Source organism: Streptomyces sp. Pv4-95 (genome assembly GCF_045782725.1).
Classification (GTDB): domain Bacteria; phylum Actinomycetota; class Actinomycetes; order Streptomycetales; family Streptomycetaceae; genus Streptomyces.
Map to the genome: position 1 here is coordinate 2,121,901 of NZ_CP127172.1, position 16,580 is coordinate 2,138,480.

The window sequence follows — 16,580 nt, forward strand, 5'->3', positions numbered from 1 at the left end:
GACGATTGCGCCCGCGACCCATCGCCAGTACGTCGGCCCGCCAACCGCACCCCCGTACTCCTTCCCTCAGGCCCCCCGGCCCGAGGAACCGGCCGCGACCGCAACATCACCCGGCTGGTTCACGCCCTCGCCATCACCATCGCCGTCCCCCTCCGCTGCCGCGGACTGGGCGCCCAGGCGGGAGTGGCGGCGTCCGTAGAGGGCGTAGACAAGCGCGCCGACGACCAGCCACCCGGCGAACTGGAGCCAGGTCTCAAGGCCGGTGCCGTAGATCAGGTAGACGCAGAAGGCGATGCCGAGCACCGGGCTGAGCGGGTAGAGCGGGACCCGGAAGCGGCGCGGAAGCGCGGGGCGGGTACGGCGGAGCACCATCACGCTGATGTTGACCACGGCCATGACCGCCAGCGTCCCGATCGTCGTCAGGTTCATCACGACGTCCAGGGGGACGACCGCGGCCGGGACCGCGAAGACGACCGCGACGATCCAGGTGTTGGCGACCGGGGTGGAGGTCCGCGGCGAGATCCGCTCGAAGACCCGGGGGATCAGCCCGTCCCGGGACATCGACATCAGGATGCGGGTCTGGCCGTACATGACGGCCAGCACGACGGAGGCGATGGCGACCACCGCGCCGAAGGCGATCACGCCGCCACCGAGGGCCGAGCCGGTGACCCGGTTGACGATCAGCGAGAGGGCGGCGGGCTGGTCGGCGACCTGGTCGGAGGAGAGAGAGCCGATGGCGGCGACCGCGACCAGGCAGTACAGAACGGTGACCACCCCGATGCAGATCATGATCGCGAGGGGGATGTTGCGCCGCGGGTTCTTGACCTCTTCACCGGCCGTGGTGATCGCGTCGAACCCGATGTACGAAAAGAACGCGAGCGAGGCGCCGGAGGTGATCCCTGCGACGCTCTCCGGTGCGAACGGCGAGAGATTGCCGTCCCGGAAGGCGCTGAAGGCGACCACGCAGAACACCGCCAGGATCCCGATCTTGAGCACCGCCATCGCGGCTGTCGCGCGGGCGCTCTCCCGGATTCCGCGGACGAGGAGGAGCGCGGCGAGCAGCATCACGACGACCGCCGGGATGTTGACGATGCCGCCGTCGCCGGGCGGGCTGGAAAGCGCCGCCGGCAGCTCCCAGCCGATCAGACTGCCCAGCAGCTCGTTCACATACTGGCCCCAGCCGACGGCGACGGCCGAGACGGAGATGCCGTATTCGAGCAGCAGGCACCAGCCGACGAGGAAGGCGGTGCGCTCGCCGAGGGTGGCGTACGCGTAGGAGTAGGAACTGCCGGACACCGGTATCGCGCCGCCCAGCTCCGCGAAGGAGAAGGCGGTGAAGACGCAGGTGATGGCCGCCAGTACGAAGGAGACGATGACGGCGGGACCGGCCTCGGCGACGGTGTCGGACAGTCCGACGAAGATTCCGGTGCCGACGATGGCGCCGACGCCGAAGCACACGAGCTGGAACAAGCCCATGCTGCGCTTGAGGCCGTTACCTTCAAGATCCGCGCCCGATTCGGCGACGAGGATGTCGGGGGACTTGATGCGCAGTCCGGACGGACCTGAAGAACGCATGGGTGGTTCGCTTCCTGGTGGTGCGGGGCGTGCGCGGCTGCGGGTGGTGCCGCACACGGGTCGGGGCCCGGACCGGTGGGTCCGAACCCCGTGAGCGACTCGATGGTAGCCGCTTTACCTGCATGATCGCCCATTTGTACGTATGGATATGCGGCGTGATGTTCCCTACGCCGGATAGCGCGAGGTATTGGCCGGAGGCGGTTCGGAGCGCCACGACGCCCCGAACCCATGCCGACCTGGGCGTACGACCTCGGGGCCGCACGCGGCAGGGGCGGGCGGGCCCGCGACATCAGAACCGGGCACGCGACCCAGGGGCCGGACACCCGACAGACGACGAGCAACAGGAGACCGGAGACGGGACGCAGGAAGCAGGGAGTAGGAAGCAGGCGATACGGCCGGCTGTGACTAGCCGGCCAAGGTCGCGACGAGCACGGCCTTGATCGTGTGCATCCTGTTCTCCGCCTCGTCGAAAACGACGGAATGCGCGGACTCGAAGACCTCGTCGGTGACCTCGAGCGACGACAGCCCGTACCGCTCGTGGATCTCGCGGCCCACCGCCGTGCCCAGGTCGTGGTAGGCGGGCAGGCAGTGCAGGAACTTCACATCCGGCTTGCCCGTGGCGCGCAACACGTCCATCGTCACCGCGTACGGAACGAGCAGCGCGATCCGCTCGTCCCACACCTCCTTGGGCTCCCCCATGGAGACCCAGACGTCGGTGGTGACGAAGTCCGCGCCACGCACACCCTCGGTGACATCGGCCGTGAGGGTGATGCGAGCACCGCTCTTCTCGGCGAGTGCCCGAGCCTGCTCGACGACCGACTCCTCGGGCCACAACTCCTGCGGCGCCACGATCCGGACGTCCATACCGAGCAGAGCGCCGGTGACGAGGTAGGAATTGCCCATGTTGTTGCGGGCGTCGCCGAGGTAGGCGAAGGCGATCTCCTCCAGGGGCCCGCCCTGACCGTGCTCGACCATCGTCAGCATGTCGGCGAGCATCTGCGTGGGGTGCCACTCGTCGGTCAGCCCGTTGAAGACGGGCACGCCGGCGTGCGCGGCAAGCTCCTCCACGTCCGACTGGCGGCTGCCCCGGAACTCGATGCCGTCGAACATCCTGCCCAGCACCCGGGCGGTGTCCCTCACCGACTCCTTGTGCCCGATCTGCGAGCCGGACGGGTCGAGGTAGGTGGTCGACGCCCCCTGGTCCGCGGCCGCGACCTCGAAGGAGCAGCGGGTCCTGGTGGAGGTCTTCTCGAAGATCAGGGCGATGTTCTTGCCCTTCAGGCGGGCGACCTCGGTCCCGGCCCGCTTGGCTGCCTTCAGCTCGGCCGCCAGGGTGATGAATCGGCGGAATTCCTCGGCGCTGAAGTCCAGCTCCTTGAGGAAGTGGCGGCCCGTGAGGTCTATCGCCATGAGGGGCTCCTGGTTCGCGGCTGTCGGGGGCGGTCCTTAACCCTGGAAGTATATACGAGGCTCCGCATCTCTATACAGAGCCCCGTCCGCGCCCCTCCCCGGCCCCTCCGGACTCACGCGCCTTCGCACCCATCCCTGCCGCAACCTCCCGGACACCGAAACACATCAGCCTCACCGCCACCCGGAAGACAACCGGGGGCCGGGAGCGGAACGGCTACCCAGGAAGGTAGCTACGCCCCCCTCAGCCCACTCCTGCCCCCGGCCCCGCTCCTATCCCCATCCAGCTCCCGTTCCCGTACCCGTCCCCGGCACCGCATCCCGCTCCACCGGGCAGCTCATACAACGCGGCCCGCCACGACCCCGGCCCAGCTCACTCCCCGGAATCGTGATCACCTCGATGCCACGCTTGCGCAGGAACGTGTTCGTGGTGACGTTCCGCTCGTACGCCACGACCACGCCCGGCTCCACGGCCAGCACATTGCAGCCGTCATCCCACTGCTCACGTTCGGCCGAGTGCACATCCTGCGTAGCGGTCAGAACCCGGATGTCGGCAAGGCCGAGAGCTGCCGCTATGGCGCGGTGCATGTGCTCCGGCGGATGGTCGGTGACCTTCAGGTCCTGGTCGCCCGAGCCCGGCTCGATGGTGTACGAGCGCAGCATCCCCAACCCCGCGTACTGCGTGAAGGTATCTCCGTCGATCATGGTCATGACCGTGTCCAGGTGCATGAACGCACGGCGCTTGGGCATGTCCAGCGCCACGATGGTCCGCGCGGACCCCGCCGCGAACAACCCACGCGCCAGCAGCTCCACGGCCTGCGGAGTGGTCCGCTCGCTCATGCCGATCAACACCGCACCGCTGCCGAGCACCAGTACGTCCCCGCCCTCGATCGTCGAGGGGAAGTCCGCCTGGCCCTCCGACCAGACATGGAAATCCTCGTCGCGGAACAACGGGTGATGCCGGTAGATCGCCTCGTAGTGGACCGTCTCACGCTGCCGGGCCGGCCAGCGCATCGGATTGATCGACACTCCGTCGTAGATCCACGCCGAGGTGTCGCGGGTGAAGAGGTGGTTGGGCAACGGCCCCAGCAAGAAGTCGTCAAGGTCCATCACATGGAAGCGAACCGACGTCGGCTCGGGGTATCGCTCCAGGAACTCCCGCTTGGTCATCCCGCCGACCAGCGCCTCGACGAGCTCGGGCACGGGCAGCTCGTCGAAGGCGGCCCGCAGATGATCCGTCGCCAGCGGCCCGTACTCCTTCTCGTCGAAGACCCGGTCCAGGACCAGCGTCCGCGCCTCCGGGATCTCCAGGCTCTCGGCCAGCAGATCTCCGAAGAGGTGCACTTCCACGCCCCGGTCGCGGAGTACATCCGCGAACCCGTCGTGCTCGGCCCGCGCCCTGCGCACCCACAGCACGTCGTCGAAGAGCAACGCATCCTTGTTCGACGGCGTCAGCCGCTTCAGCTCCAGATCGGGGCGGTGCAAAATGACGCGGCGCAGCCGCCCGGCCTCGGAGTCGACTTGGAATCCCATCTCCCCATCTTGGCCGTTTGGACGCCCGCGCGAGCGTCGTCGCGGGATGTCGAAACATGTCGGCGCATTCCAAGACCGAAAACCGGCACACCCCGGAGCCGCCCCCAAAGCCGACGAAGGCGGGGCCGAGGCGCCAGCACCCAAGGTCATCCCGTACGCCACACCCACCACAACCCACCACAACCGCCACCAACGCCCGTAACGGTGGCCCGCCCCCTCCCTCCCCTCCCCACCCCCTCCGCCCCACCTCACCGAATCAGCGCTCGGGTCGCCCACTCCAGTCCGCAGCTGCCCCGCCCCTCTCCCCCGTCTCGTCCCCGCCCCTAGTCCGGCGCCGCCCCCGGGCGTCCCGCCTTCAGCCCCCACCGGGCCGGGACCTGCGCTCCGACCGCGCCCAATGACGCTGCCTCCATGCAACGTTGCGCGGACCGCGATTCAGATCCCCAAGCACGCAACAAACCGCAATGCACTGCTACGCCGATACGCAACGCTTGCGCAGGAGGACGCCGCAGCCGATCGCCGGGAAGCGCGACGCCGCCCCCTGGCTTCGCTTGCAATCCCCCCGCCCCCACCCCGCACCCCACTCCCCCTACCGGCTCTGCCCCGGAGAAGAGCGCCCGCAACAGCGTCCCCCGCACACCTCACGGCCCCGACCGAGCCCCAAGCAAAGCCGGAGCCGAAGCCAGAGTCATAGCCGTAGCCACAGCGCAGCCCCAACCACAGCCACAGCCACAGCCACAGCCCGACCAACTCACAGACGAGCCCACAGAGCGCAGGAGCCGAGCCCTACCTACTCCCAATAGATCTCAGCCGTCAGCTCAGCTGAGACTGCACCCGCGACGAGATCAGCTCCAAGTGGTCCAGGTCGTCTAGGTCGAGCACCTGGAGGTAGAGCCGGGACGCGCCGACGGCGGCGTACCGTTCGATCTTGTCGACGACCTCGGCAGGAGTGCCCGCCAGACCGTTCGCCTTCAGTTCTTCCACCTCCCGCCCGATAGCGGCTGCCCGCCGCGCCACCTCGGCATCGTCCTTACCGACGCAGACCACAAGAGCGTTGGAGTACACCAGATCGTCGCCCTTTCGCCCGGCAACCTCGGCAGCCGCGCGCACCCGGCCGAACTGACGCTCCGTGTCTTCCAGAGAGGCAAAGGGGATGTTGAACTCATCGGCGTACTGCGCCGCCAGCCGCGGCGTACGCGTCGCGCCGTGGCCCCCGACCAGCACCGGCACCTTGCCCTGGGCAGGCTTGGGGAGCGCGGGCGACTGCTCAAGCTGGTAGTAGGTGCCGTCGTAGCTGAACTCCTTTCCTGTCTCAGTGGCCCACAGGCCGGTGACGATCGCCAGCTGCTCCTCCAGCCGTGCGAACTTCTCCTTGGGGAACGGGATGCCGTACGCCCTGTGTTCGTCCTCGAACCAGCCCGCTCCGAGACCGAGCTCCACCCGTCCACCGGACATCTGGTCAACCTGGGCGACCTGGATGGCCAGCACCCCGGGGAGACGGAAGGTCCCCGCCGTCATGAGCGTGCCGAGGCGGATGCGCTTGGTCTCGCGGGCGAGGCCGGCAAGCGTGATCCAGGCGTCCGTCGGGCCGGGCAAACCGTCCGCGTTGCCCATGGGCAGGTAGTGGTCGGAGCGGAAGAAAGCGTCGAAGCCTAGGTCCTCGGTGGCTTTGGCGACGGTAAGGAGGGTGTCGTAGGAAGCCCCCTGCTGAGGCTCCGTGAAGATTCGTAGATCCATACCTCCATCCTGCACGCTCATTCGCAGACCAACCGTGAGGCCGCGGCGATGCACTGGGTTGGGTCATTCAATAGACCAGAGGGGGCGGTCAATTACTGACGCCGCACGAGGCGGCGGTGGATCGCGACCGGCAGCCATTCGGGGCGGCGGCCCAATGGACCAGAGGAAATATCCCCGCGGGCAACCGAATGCACGGGCGGCCACGCGGAAGGTGGACGGTCGACGGTGGACGGACAGTGGGCTGGTGGGCGGGAACGGTGTGGGTAGCGGGTTGATGGGTTGCTGACTCCCATAGCTGGGCCTACTCCCTCTGCAAATCAAGCTGGGGAGACAGCCCCGACAGGCAAAGCGGGTTGAAGGCTCGCGGCAATGGGGCGAGCTGACGTGAATTCGATCAGCTCTGTCGGTGGGTCAGCTCAGCCCACACAGTGAGCTCAGGGCGGGGCGGGGCAGGGGCGAGGGGGCCGCCGGCCCGTCAGGCGAGACTCATCTCATGGAACATCGCAGTGGGTTGGCGGTGGAGCTGGCCACCGCTAGCAAGCCGAAGCCGCCGGCCTGAGGTCGTTATGACGCCAGCTCTATGACGTCAGAGTCACGCCCGCCGCTCTGATGGCTAGATGCGAGCAACCGGGGTCCGGGGTAGACGCCCCAGGTGTCACCGCACTCGGCGCGCGCCCCCGTACCTGCGTAGTGGGAGCCGATCGCAAACGCGCACGGTGTCACGCGGGGTCCCGGTCCCGCACCTCCAGCTTTTCCAGTATTCCGGTCACCCGGTCGCGCGATTCATCGGCCGTATCCATGGCCTCGACACAGGTCCAGTACATCCCCTCCTCGTCCGCCGAGCACACGACGGCCACCAGCGCTTCGCACACTTCTCTCAGCAATAGGCACAGCCCTGTCAAAGCGGCCTTGGCATCACGCACTTCGGACAGCTGAGCCGCCCGCAGCCCGCCGGTTGCCGACGCCGGGCACAGCAGTCCCCCGCTGAACCGCCCGCCCGCGTCGCCCAAGCCTCGCGCTCTGGATCGCACTTCGTACGGCCCGAATATCGCGAGATGGCTGCCGATCGCCTCGGCTAACGCTTGCGCCTGCCACGCCTCGACAATCACGTCCTGGACCGTGCTCGCCTGCGCCAGACCGCGCCGACTGGCCGCGATGATCCGCACCGCGTCCATCCGCGCCCCCTCCTTCCACCCTCACTCGCTTCCGCCCTGCACCTTCTCATTACCCAGAGTGAGGGCTGGCAGCCGAAAACACCAGAGAATTTCGCAAATCTGTGGACAAGCAAGGCGATGTGGAAAGATCCATGACTCCGGAGCGTAACTATCGCCATGTCGGGAAGCGCTCCAATCACACAGGTCACTCTGCCTCCCCCTGCCCCACAGCCCCTCGACGGCAGCATGCGCCACGTACGGCACGAGGGAGTAGCCGGTGAAGAGGCAGCAACTGAACGCACGAGGGCGCACCGCAGTCAGAAACAGCTACGGGAACCAGCTCGCCGGCAAGCGGCCCAAGGCAGGAGCACGAACGACGAACCGGGAGGAAGACCGGCGGAACGGCCGAAGAAGCAGAGGAGAAGAGAGAGGAAGGGCGAGGGAGGAGAAGAGTGGAGGGTGAAGGAGCAAGGACGGAAGAGATGGGGAGGAAGGTGAAGGGGAGAGCCCGTCGGTTTCCACCTCCGCCCTCCCTGCCCCGCCCGTCCCCCTCCTTCCCTCACCCCCGGCTACCTCCGAATCCCCCTACGCCCCAGCCCAGTCCACCCCACCCACCGCTACTCCCCCCGGGCCCGGTCCGGACGGGCGTCGCGGACGGCGGGGAATCGGGACTCGTTGCGCTCGATCTTCGCGGCGAGCGCCGTCAGGGCGTCGATGCCCAGCGCCTCGCAGAACTGCAGCAGGTATGCCAGCACATCCGCGACCTCGTCCTCGACGCGGCCGGCTTTCCGCGGGTCGGACATCACCTTCGCCGATTCCTCCGGCGTCAACCACTGGAAGATCTCGACCAGTTCGGCCGCCTCGACGCTGAGCGCCGCGGCCAGGTTCTTGGGCGTGTGGTACTGCTGCCAGTCCCGGGCCGCCGCGAATTCGGCCAGTCGCCGCTGCAGGGCGTGAAGATCCTCACTCATGCCCCTAGGTGTAGCACCTGTACACCGGGCAGCCCCTCGGCGACCGACGGGTCCCGCACCGTCCCCAGCAGGCGGACGTGTCCGCGTTCGGCCATCCGTACGCCCAGCGACACCAGCTCACGTGCCTGCCTGTTGTCCATGCAGCGGTCCATGCCGTCCGCCATGACGGTCAGCTGCTGCTGGGCGGACGGGATCTCGCCCGCCGGGTCCATGGCCAGCACCCCGGGCCCCGTGAGCAGAACCAGCGCCAGGGCGAGAAAGCGGAGTTCGCCGTCGCCGAGTTGCTCAACGGGCATCACGCCCAGCGCACCCCGGTCGACCACGGCTTGGATGCCGCCGTCCGCCACGCGCTCCCCCTTGTCGCTCGCACGAGGCGCCTGACCCGCCCGCCCCGCCTGCCCTGCCCGGCCTTCCCGGCCCGTCAGGGTGCCCCGCGCCGCCTGCCCGACGGCTGACGAGAGCGTCGAGACTGGTGTCCCTGACCCTCCGGACGAGCCCGGCACCCCCTGCCACCCCGGGGCTTTCGGCGCCCCCGGCACGACACCACGCTCACCCGCATCGCGCCCGGTTACGGCCCCACTTCCCGTCCCCCTCGCGCCCGTCACCCCGGACGCCGAGCCGGGAACCGCCCCGTCATCCGTGGCGTCCGGCTGCCGAGGGATCGCGCGCAACCCGTCGACGGGGCCGTTGCAGGCGTCCCGCACGGCCGCGACCAGCACCGCATGCCGTCGGGCGCACTCGCGGCTCGTCCGCTCCAGAACCGCGGGCAGGTTGTCGCAGGACGGCCTCAGCCGGCCCTCGTCCGGTTCCGCGTCGGCGTCGCGGCCCCACCCACCGGCCTCGCCACCGCCCCGGCTGCCCGCCACCCTTCCCCGCTTGTTCGCGCTCCCCCGCGCGGAGTTGCCGCCCCTGCCGCTGCCGCGCGCCGCCCCGCTCCCTCGCCCGGTGCCGCTCCCGTCACCACCGCGCGCCTCACCAGCCCGCCCCGCACCACCCGCAACGGCGCCCGCCCGTTCCTTCCCCGTATCCCGCATGGCCTCCGGACGCGGGTCGCACGCGAAGGCGGATCGCAGCGCGACCACGACCTGCTCGGCCGCGGCCAGGACGAGGCGCTGCCCGGCCGTCTTGCCCGCGACGCGCAAGGGCAGCAGCGAAGTGCCCAGCCGGTCGTCGGGAAGGGGGGCGCGGGTCACGGGAGTGGCGCCGGCCGTGTGCCAGGCCGCCTGGACGGCAGGACGGGCCGGGTCGATGAGCGCCGTGGTGAGCAGCGTCTCGCCGCCACCGGTCAACCGCTCCCCGACGATGCGCAGTTCGGGTTCGGCCTGTACGGCGAGATCGAGCATGACGGGGCCGGCCGGGCCGTCGACGGTGCAGCCGATGCGGAATCCGCGTCGCCCCTGGTCATCGGGGCGCGCCCCTGCCGGAACGCACGCCGAAGCGCCGCCCGCCACGACCTCGACCGCCCGCGCCAACGGCTCCCCGCTGCCGAGCCGGGAGAGGATCTCGTACGCCTGCAGGGCGCTGGACTTGCCGCTGCCGCTCTCCCCGCTCAGCAGCGTCACGGGGCTCAGCGGCAGGGTGACCCCTCGGTGGGTCTTGAACGCGGACAGCCGTAATTCGATGACCGCAGGTCGTGCACTGTCGGTATCCATACGGGGACGCTATGCATCGGCCCGCACGGAGAACCGTTACGCCCAACAGCTCTTCCTACGAACGGGGGACGGCGCCGCCCACCGCTTCCGCCACCTCCGTGCCGACCGGCGCCAGCAGGAACACATTGGTGTCGACGCGGTGCATTCCACTGCCGAGCCCGAACACGACGCCGCTGGAGAAGTCCAGGATGCGCTTGGCGACATCGGAGTCGGCGCTGCTGAGGTCCAGCAGGACCGGGATCTGGGCCATGAGGTATTCGGCGACCTCGCGGGCGTCCGCGAAGGTCTGGACACGAATGACGATGAACCGCCGCATCTCCTCGGCGGGTTCCTCGTCGGGGAGGGCGCGGTGGTCGGGCCAGGACGGCCATTCGCTGCCGCTGCGGAGCGGTACGACCTCGGCGAGCCCTTCCCACTGCTCGTCGGTGGCATCGGGTCGGCCGTTCACCGAATCACCTCACTCAGAGGAGCGCTGGCTGTCTGCGGTATCTGCATCGGACAATTCTAGGGATAAACACACAAAAGTTGCCGGACGCGACACACGTGGCGTCAGGTCCCTCTCCCATCCTGCACCATGGCCCCTGACCAGTACCGACAGCCGGGGCAGATATCCTGCGTCGAGTTTCTGTGTGCCTGTTCATCCCCGCTTGTGAAGGAGGTCGGTTCTGCGTGAGCAGTGAGCCTCCCGGTAGGCGACTGCGCGGCCTGCGCGGCCTGCGCAAACCCGCGAAGAAGCGGCCGGCCGTGCCCCCGGCGGACGAGGCGCCGGGACGTAAGGACGCGGACGAGCCGGCAGAGACATCCAGCAGCGTTCTGAACGCGGCCCTCTACCAGGAGGGGCGACGCGTCAGCACCCACGACACTCTCGCCGACACCTTCCAGCAGCTGCGCAGCACCCCCGACACGCTGGCGTGGATCGGGCTGCACCGCCCCTCGTCCGACGAACTGGTCACGCTGGCTTCGGAGTTCGATCTCCATCCGCTCGCGGTCGAGGACGCGCTGGAGGCCCACCAGCGGCCGAAGCTGGAGCGGTACGGCGACACCCTCTTCGTCGTTCTGCGCGCCGCCCGCTATCTGGACGACCCCGAGGAGGTCGATTTCGGGGAGCTGCATCTCTTCGTCGGCCGCGATTTCGTCATCACCGTGCGGCACGGCGGCGCCCCCGACCTCTCGGCCGTACGCCGGCGCATGGAGGAGGCCCCCGAACTTCTCAAGCGCGGCCCCGAGGCGGTCCTCTACGCGATTCTCGATGCCGTCGTCGACGGTTATGTGCCGGTCGTCGCGGGGGTCCAGAACGACATCGACGAGATCGAGACCGAGGTCTTCGGCGGTGACCCGCGGGTTTCCCGGCGGATCTATGAACTCTCCCGCGAGGTCGTGGAGTTCCAGCGCGCGACCCGTCCGCTGAACGGCATCCTGGAGAGCCTGACCGCGGGTTTCGAGAAGTACGCGATCGATGCGGAGCTGCGTCGCTATCTGCGCGATGTGGCCGACCATGTGCTGCACACGACGGAGCGCGTCGACGGCTTCCGGCAGGCCCTGCAGGACATCCTCACCGTCAATGCGACGCTGGTGAACCAACAGCAGAACGCCGAGATGCGCGCCCTGGCCGAGGCCGGCTTCGAGCAGAACGAGGAGATCAAGAAGATCTCGTCGTGGGCGGCGATCCTCTTTGCGCCCACCCTCGTCGGCACCATCTACGGCATGAATTTCACGAGCATGCCGGAACTGACGTGGGGCTTCGGATACCCCTTCGCCATCTGCTTGATGGCGGTCGTTTGCGTCAGTTTGTACATCATTTTCAAGCGACGCGACTGGCTCTGAGCTACGGCCCGCCGGCACCTGGTGACCCCAATAGCCCCCGGGTCACAGCACACACCGACGACGCGGACCCATGAGCGGGATTGTTTTGGATCGTTCGATACAAAACCTGCTAGGGTATCCGCATGGCACGACCGCGGATGTTCGACGAGAAGCGCGCCCTGGAAGGGGCCATGCGCTTGTTCTGGGAGAAGGGGTACGAGGCCAGCTCGACCCAGGAGCTCTGCGAGGCGACCGGCTTGGGCCGCAGCAGCATCTACAACACCTTCTCCAGCAAGCACGCCCTCTTCCTGCGGGCACTGACGAACTACCTGGACACGACGACGGTCCGTCAGTCCGAGATTCTGGGTGACACGGCTCGACCTCCCGCCGAGCGCGTGCGGGATCTGCTCAGCTCCGTGATCGACATCGAGGAATCCAACCGCCGGGACGGCCTGGGCATCGGCTGCCTGGGCGTCAACAGCACCTCCGAGATGGCAGGCCACGACCGGGAGGTCGCAGGGCTGCTGCGGCGCGACCGGGAGCGGCGACGTTCGGATTTGAGTGCCGTCATCGCCGAGGGTCAGCGCGCCGGGGAGTTCTCCCGGGCGCGAAGCGCGGACGACTACGCCTCGTTCCTGAATGCCGCGATCGCCGGCATGCGCATCTCGGCCCAGGGCGGAGCCGACCGCGCCGCACTGGAGGCAATCGCCGGCACCGCACTGGACTCGCTGATCCACTGACCTACCGACCGCCGACCTGCCGATACCCCCCGAGCCCCCCTCAACTCCCCCTACGCACCAACCCGTCGACCCGCATTCGAGCGGCGGGCAGCCCACGCCTGGGCAAATTTTGTACCGATCGATCCAATACTCAGAGATGTGATCTTTCATGCCACGCGCTGTCCATGTACTGGCCCTCGGCATCTTCGCCATGGTGACCAGCGAGTTCGTCGTCGCGGGCCTCATGCCGCAGATGGCCGCCGGCCTCGATGCGACCATCCCGCAGATCGGCTTCCTCATCACCACCTTCGCTGTCGCCATGGCAGCCGGCGGCCCCTTCCTGACGGTCGCCGTGATGCGGATGCGCCCCAAGTCGGCACTGCTCACCCTGTTCGCGGTCTTCCTCATCGGCAACGTGCTTGCGGCGACCGCGCCCGGCTACGGCGTCATGGTGGCCGCCCGCGTCATCAGCGGTGTCGCCTCACAGGCGTTCTTCGGCGTTGCCCTCTCCGTGTGCTCCGCGCTCACCCGTCCCGAGGTCCGCGGCAGGGCCATAGCCACAGCCATGAACGGCCTCATGCTCGGCACCTTGCTCGGTCTGCCGATGGCCACCTTCATCGGCGGAAACCTGGGCTGGCGCGCCGCGTTCTGGGCGATCACCCTGCTCACGGTGATTGCCGCCCTTGCCGCCCTCTTCGGAGTGCCTCAGCTGGACCGCCCCGGCAGCGGTGGCGGTACTTTCCGCGACGAGGCCCAGGTGTTCAAGAAGCCACGCCTGTGGCCCGCTCTTTCCACCAGCACCTTCATCATCGGGGCCACCTTCGCCGCGTTCAGCTACTTCAACCCCATCCTCACCGAGGTCAGCGGCTTCAGCGAGAACACCGTTCCGCTCCTGCTCATCGTCTACGGGGCCGCCACCGTCGTGGGCAACAACGTCGTCGGCCGTATCGCCGACCGGCGCACCATCGGGGTGCAGGTTGTCGGCCTCGGACTCAACGTCGTATTCCTGGTCTGCTTCACTCTCTTCGCCGATGTGGGTATCGCCGCGGTGGCTCTCCTGGTGGGCATCGGCCTGGTGGGTGTGACCATGAACCCGGCGATGGCGACACGGGTCCAGCGCGCCGGAAACTCGGGCCCGCTGGTGAACACCGTGCACTCCTCCTTCATCACCCTCGGCGTCATCATCGGATCGTCCGTCGGCGGAGTCCTCGTCGAGAAGTTCGGGCTGCGTTCCCCGCTCTGGCTCGGCGCCGCGTTGGCCGTCATGGGGCTGCTCTCACTCCTGCCCGAATTGCGGCGACACCGTTGCGGTGGGGTAGTTGCGCCTACCGCGCCCCTGATGACCTGCCGTACCGCAACAACAACCGCTTCCCCGGTCCCGGCGCACAGCCCAGGACCGGACGCGACCTGACGCGCACGCCGAAGTCAGATCCAGTGTGGCGCCTCGGGCAGTGCGCCACCTCGGAAGGTCGCAAGCCCGGCCCCACCCGGGCTGCGACCGCTGAGCCACGCCAGCAGGTCGGCGAGCGCGCCCGCGACGACCGGGCCGCCGCCGCCAACGTCCCACGCCAGGCCCGCGTCCGTCGCTTCGAGCCTCATCCCCGCTTCGAGTTTCACCCCCGGAGTGTCCGCCCGAAGCGACAGGGCGTCGAGAATGTCGTCGACGATCCAGCGGGCCACGGACTCCGGAATGTCGGCGAAGGCGTAGCCGGCGGCCAGGTCCGCGTGGTGGATCTCAAGTTCGCGCAACCGTGTTCCCATCAGACCGGCAGGCGTTCGCAGTTCCCCGGTACGCAGCCGTACGCGGCGTCCCCAGGCAGCTTCCGGGAGCGAGCGCGCAGCGGTGTCGAGCCGCTCGGCACTCGACAGCACATCGCTGACCAGGTCGGTAACCGGGCGCTCAGCCCCGGCCTCGATCTCCGCCTCCCGCGCATGCATGCTCGCGTACTGCGGGATCTCCATTCCCGTACGAGCCCCTTCCAGCAGACGGCAGAGACTGTCTGCCGCGCGCGCCACATGGGTGATGACGTGCCCGGTGGAGAGATGGGGGTCACGCGGGCTGCGCTGACCGTGCGGGGCGTGTTGCTTGACGCCCACCCGTTTCTGTCACCGCTCCGGTCACGTCCCTCGCCCCCAACAGTGGGCGGCGCAGCACTCCTCCGAGCGTCGGCAGCAGGGGCGCCGCCGCACGGTCAAGGGGCGGCGCTCGCGGCGTCGGCGGCATCGGCCGGCGACACCGGGGAGATCGGGGACACCGGGCCAGGGCTCGCCGTACCGGATGCCGCGCCGTTGTACTCCAGCACCGCGTCGAGGTATTCGCCGATCGCGTCCCGGTTGCGGGCCAGGCACTGGATCCGCTCCGTCATACGGTCCCGCTCGCGCCGTAGCGTGGCGAGCATCTCGGGTGTGGCGTCGGGAAAGTAGATGGTCCTGGGTTTGTCGAGGCAGGGCAGGATCTGCTTGATGATCCGGGTCGGCAGCCCGGCGTCGAGCAATCCCCTGATCTGCAGGACCCGGTCGACGAAGCGCTCGTCGTACTCCCGGTAGCCGTTCGGGGCGCGATCGGCGGCGATCAGCCCCTGCTCCTCGTAATAGCGCAGCAGCCGGCGGGGCGTGCCGGTGCGCTCCGACAGCTCTCCGATACGCACGAAGTCCCCGTCCTGAGAAGCCGTTCGCTTCCCGCCTTGACCTTCTCATCTATGTGAAGCTTTGAGGATATCCATCGAACGCAACCGCACCGTCCCACGCGAGGTGAGTTTCGATGGACCAGCAGCTCTTCGACTACAGCCCCATCGTCGAGCGGGAGCCGCTCCACTGGCCCGGCGGGGCCCGGGTCGCCTTCTACGTCGGGCTGAACATCGAGCACTACCGGATCGACCGTCCCTCGACCAGCACGTTCCCGGGCACCGCCCATCTGACGCCGGACCCGCTGAACTACGGGTGGCGCGACTACGGCCCCCGGGTCGGCTTCTGGCGCCTGCTCAAGGCCCTGGACCGGCATCGCATCCGCGCGAGCGTCCTGCTCAACTCCGATGCCGCCGAGCACTATCCGCAGATCATCGAGGCGGGCCGGGAACGGGACTGGGCCTGGCTCGCGCACGGGAAGAACAACTCCGTCCTGCAGCCGGACGTGGCCCCCGAGGACGAAGGGGCGTACCTCGCCGAGGTCGTCGACACCATCGAGAAGGCCACCGGGAAGCGTCCGCGCGGCTGGATGGGGCCGGCGCTCACCGAGTCCTTCCGGACGCCGGAACTCCTCGCGGGGCTCGGCCTGAGCTATGTCCTCGACTGGACGAACGACGACCAGCCCTACCGGCTGAACCTGCCCGGGATGCTGAGCGTGCCCTATTCCGTCGAACTGAACGACATCGGTCTCTTCGTCGGCAAGCACCTCAGTGGCCCGGACTTCGTCCGGATCGTCAAGGACCAGCTGGACCAGCTCCACGAGGACGCGGCCGACGGCGGGCGCGTGATGGCGCTGGCTCTGCACCCGTTCGTCATCGGCCAGGCGTTCCGGTGCAAGTACCTCGACCAGGCCCTGGAGTACGTGGCCAACCACCCCGGTGTGTGGCTCACCACCAGCGACGAGATCGCCGACCACTACGCCCGGACGGTACGCCCGGCGACGTGATACCGGAGCCGGCCAACACCCGGACGAGCCTTGCCCCTGCCGGCGGAGACGTCGGCAGGGGCATTGTTCCGTTCTGCGGACTGCTCGATGTGCCACCGAGACCCACGTTGGGAACTCCCACGGCCGCGGGCGGCAAGCAGCAGGCAGCACAGGCGGCTGGCGCGGGCAGCGGACGGCAACAGAGCGCGACGCCGCATCACCCTTGACGCGGTCCGGCGGCGGCTCGACACTCAAGGGTGGGAACCCTAGTGAACGGGTGGGAAATCATGAGGCGCAGGAGGCCGGACTCCGACCGCGCGGTCTGCGCGGCCCAGTCCCTTCCCCTGTTGACCTCGCGCAGGCACATCGATCTCCTGCGCGTCTCCAGCGCGACAAGTCCTCGCCGCTGAGGCGGTAGC

General features: G+C 68.6%; 15 protein-coding genes. 5 read left to right on the forward strand and 10 right to left on the reverse strand.

All coding sequences use genetic code 11. The features are described from left to right. Positions 1 to 66: 66 nt before the first annotated feature. From QOM21_RS09500 to QOM21_RS09535, 8 genes are all read right to left on the reverse strand, one after another. Entirely contained in the window at positions 67 to 1,575 is a 1,509-nt protein-coding gene (locus tag QOM21_RS09500; RefSeq protein WP_407549316.1) for an amino acid permease, read from the reverse strand. Positions 1,576 to 1,980: 405 nt separating this feature from the next. Next, positions 1,981 to 2,985, reverse strand: a complete 1,005-nt coding sequence (gene argF / locus QOM21_RS09505; protein ID WP_407549317.1) for an ornithine carbamoyltransferase — start codon at positions 2,983 to 2,985, stop codon at positions 1,981 to 1,983. Positions 2,986 to 3,255: 270 nt separating this feature from the next. Continuing rightward, entirely contained in the window at positions 3,256 to 4,515 is a 1,260-nt protein-coding gene (locus QOM21_RS09510; protein WP_407549318.1) for an arginine deiminase, read from the reverse strand. Between the two features lie 813 nt (positions 4,516 to 5,328). Then, positions 5,329 to 6,252, reverse strand: coding sequence for an LLM class F420-dependent oxidoreductase (locus QOM21_RS09515; RefSeq protein WP_407549319.1), 924 nt, complete (start codon positions 6,250 to 6,252; stop codon positions 5,329 to 5,331). Positions 6,253 to 6,971: 719 nt separating this feature from the next. Then, positions 6,972 to 7,427 carry a DUF6099 family protein gene (locus QOM21_RS09520; RefSeq protein ID WP_407549320.1) on the reverse strand — a complete coding sequence of 152 codons (456 nt, stop codon included), beginning with the start codon at positions 7,425 to 7,427 and terminating at the stop codon, positions 6,972 to 6,974. Positions 7,428 to 8,023: 596 nt separating this feature from the next. Next, the gene (locus QOM21_RS09525) at positions 8,024 to 8,377 is read right to left on the reverse strand and encodes a nucleotide pyrophosphohydrolase (RefSeq protein ID WP_407549321.1); all 354 of its coding nucleotides are present in this window, start codon (positions 8,375 to 8,377) and stop codon (positions 8,024 to 8,026) included. Next, positions 8,374 to 10,029 (reverse strand): biotin transporter BioY, encoded by a 1,656-nt coding sequence (locus QOM21_RS09530; RefSeq protein WP_407549322.1) that lies wholly within the window; start codon positions 10,027 to 10,029, stop codon positions 8,374 to 8,376. The genes QOM21_RS09525 and QOM21_RS09530 overlap by 4 nt, the downstream gene beginning before the upstream one ends. A 55-nt stretch (positions 10,030 to 10,084) precedes the next feature. Further along, positions 10,085 to 10,477, reverse strand: coding sequence for a cell division protein SepF (locus QOM21_RS09535; RefSeq protein ID WP_393893473.1), 393 nt, complete (start codon positions 10,475 to 10,477; stop codon positions 10,085 to 10,087). A gap of 221 nt (positions 10,478 to 10,698) precedes the next feature. On the opposite strand from QOM21_RS09535, the gene QOM21_RS09540 reads away from it, so the two are divergent. The 3 genes from QOM21_RS09540 to QOM21_RS09550 all read left to right on the forward strand — a co-directional run bounded on the left by QOM21_RS09540 (position 10,699) and on the right by QOM21_RS09550 (position 13,962). Further along, positions 10,699 to 11,853 (forward strand): magnesium and cobalt transport protein CorA, encoded by a 1,155-nt coding sequence (locus QOM21_RS09540; protein WP_407549323.1) that lies wholly within the window; start codon positions 10,699 to 10,701, stop codon positions 11,851 to 11,853. Positions 11,854 to 11,975: 122 nt separating this feature from the next. Then, positions 11,976 to 12,572 carry a TetR/AcrR family transcriptional regulator gene (locus tag QOM21_RS09545; RefSeq protein ID WP_407549324.1) on the forward strand — a complete coding sequence of 199 codons (597 nt, stop codon included), beginning with the start codon at positions 11,976 to 11,978 and terminating at the stop codon, positions 12,570 to 12,572. 148 nt (positions 12,573 to 12,720) lie between these two features. Beyond that, a complete protein-coding gene (locus QOM21_RS09550) occupies positions 12,721 to 13,962 on the forward strand; it encodes an MFS transporter (protein WP_407549325.1) in 1,242 nt (413 codons plus the stop codon). 14 nt (positions 13,963 to 13,976) lie between these two features. On the opposite strand, the gene QOM21_RS09555 is transcribed toward QOM21_RS09550, so the two are convergent. Together QOM21_RS09555 and QOM21_RS09560 are read right to left on the reverse strand one after the other, a co-directional pair. Further along, positions 13,977 to 14,648 (reverse strand): maleylpyruvate isomerase family mycothiol-dependent enzyme, encoded by a 672-nt coding sequence (locus tag QOM21_RS09555; RefSeq protein ID WP_407549326.1) that lies wholly within the window; start codon positions 14,646 to 14,648, stop codon positions 13,977 to 13,979. A 95-nt stretch (positions 14,649 to 14,743) separates the two neighbouring features. After that, positions 14,744 to 15,199, reverse strand: a complete 456-nt coding sequence (locus QOM21_RS09560; protein ID WP_407549327.1) for a MerR family transcriptional regulator — start codon at positions 15,197 to 15,199, stop codon at positions 14,744 to 14,746. Between the two features lie 113 nt (positions 15,200 to 15,312). Here QOM21_RS09560 and QOM21_RS09565 point away from each other — a divergent pair, with 113 nt between their 5' ends. Further along, entirely contained in the window at positions 15,313 to 16,182 is an 870-nt protein-coding gene (locus QOM21_RS09565) for a polysaccharide deacetylase family protein (protein WP_407549328.1), read from the forward strand. A gap of 266 nt (positions 16,183 to 16,448) precedes the next feature. Continuing rightward, positions 16,449 to 16,571: a putative leader peptide gene (locus QOM21_RS09570; protein ID WP_407549329.1), complete on the forward strand. Its 123-nt coding sequence runs from the start codon at positions 16,449 to 16,451 to the stop codon at positions 16,569 to 16,571. The last annotated feature ends 9 nt before the right edge of the window (positions 16,572 to 16,580 follow it).

Excerpts from the sequence above, each read along its gene's own strand:
- QOM21_RS09500 (WP_407549316.1), bottom strand. The coding sequence starts at position 1,575 with ATGCGTTCTTCAGGTCCGTCCGGACTGCGCATCAAGTCCCCCGACATC.
- argF (WP_407549317.1), bottom strand. The coding sequence starts at position 2,985 with ATGGCGATAGACCTCACGGGCCGCCACTTCCTCAAGGAGCTGGACTTC.
- QOM21_RS09510 (WP_407549318.1), bottom strand. The coding sequence starts at position 4,515 with ATGGGATTCCAAGTCGACTCCGAGGCCGGGCGGCTGCGCCGCGTCATT.
- QOM21_RS09515 (WP_407549319.1), bottom strand. The coding sequence starts at position 6,252 with ATGGATCTACGAATCTTCACGGAGCCTCAGCAGGGGGCTTCCTACGAC.
- QOM21_RS09520 (WP_407549320.1), bottom strand. The coding sequence starts at position 7,427 with ATGGACGCGGTGCGGATCATCGCGGCCAGTCGGCGCGGTCTGGCGCAG.
- QOM21_RS09525 (WP_407549321.1), bottom strand. The coding sequence starts at position 8,377 with ATGAGTGAGGATCTTCACGCCCTGCAGCGGCGACTGGCCGAATTCGCG.
- QOM21_RS09530 (WP_407549322.1), bottom strand. The coding sequence starts at position 10,029 with ATGGATACCGACAGTGCACGACCTGCGGTCATCGAATTACGGCTGTCC.
- QOM21_RS09545 (WP_407549324.1), top strand. The coding sequence starts at position 11,976 with ATGGCACGACCGCGGATGTTCGACGAGAAGCGCGCCCTGGAAGGGGCC.
- QOM21_RS09550 (WP_407549325.1), top strand. The coding sequence starts at position 12,721 with ATGCCACGCGCTGTCCATGTACTGGCCCTCGGCATCTTCGCCATGGTG.
- QOM21_RS09565 (WP_407549328.1), top strand. The coding sequence starts at position 15,313 with ATGGACCAGCAGCTCTTCGACTACAGCCCCATCGTCGAGCGGGAGCCG.
- QOM21_RS09570 (WP_407549329.1), top strand. The coding sequence starts at position 16,449 with ATGAGGCGCAGGAGGCCGGACTCCGACCGCGCGGTCTGCGCGGCCCAG.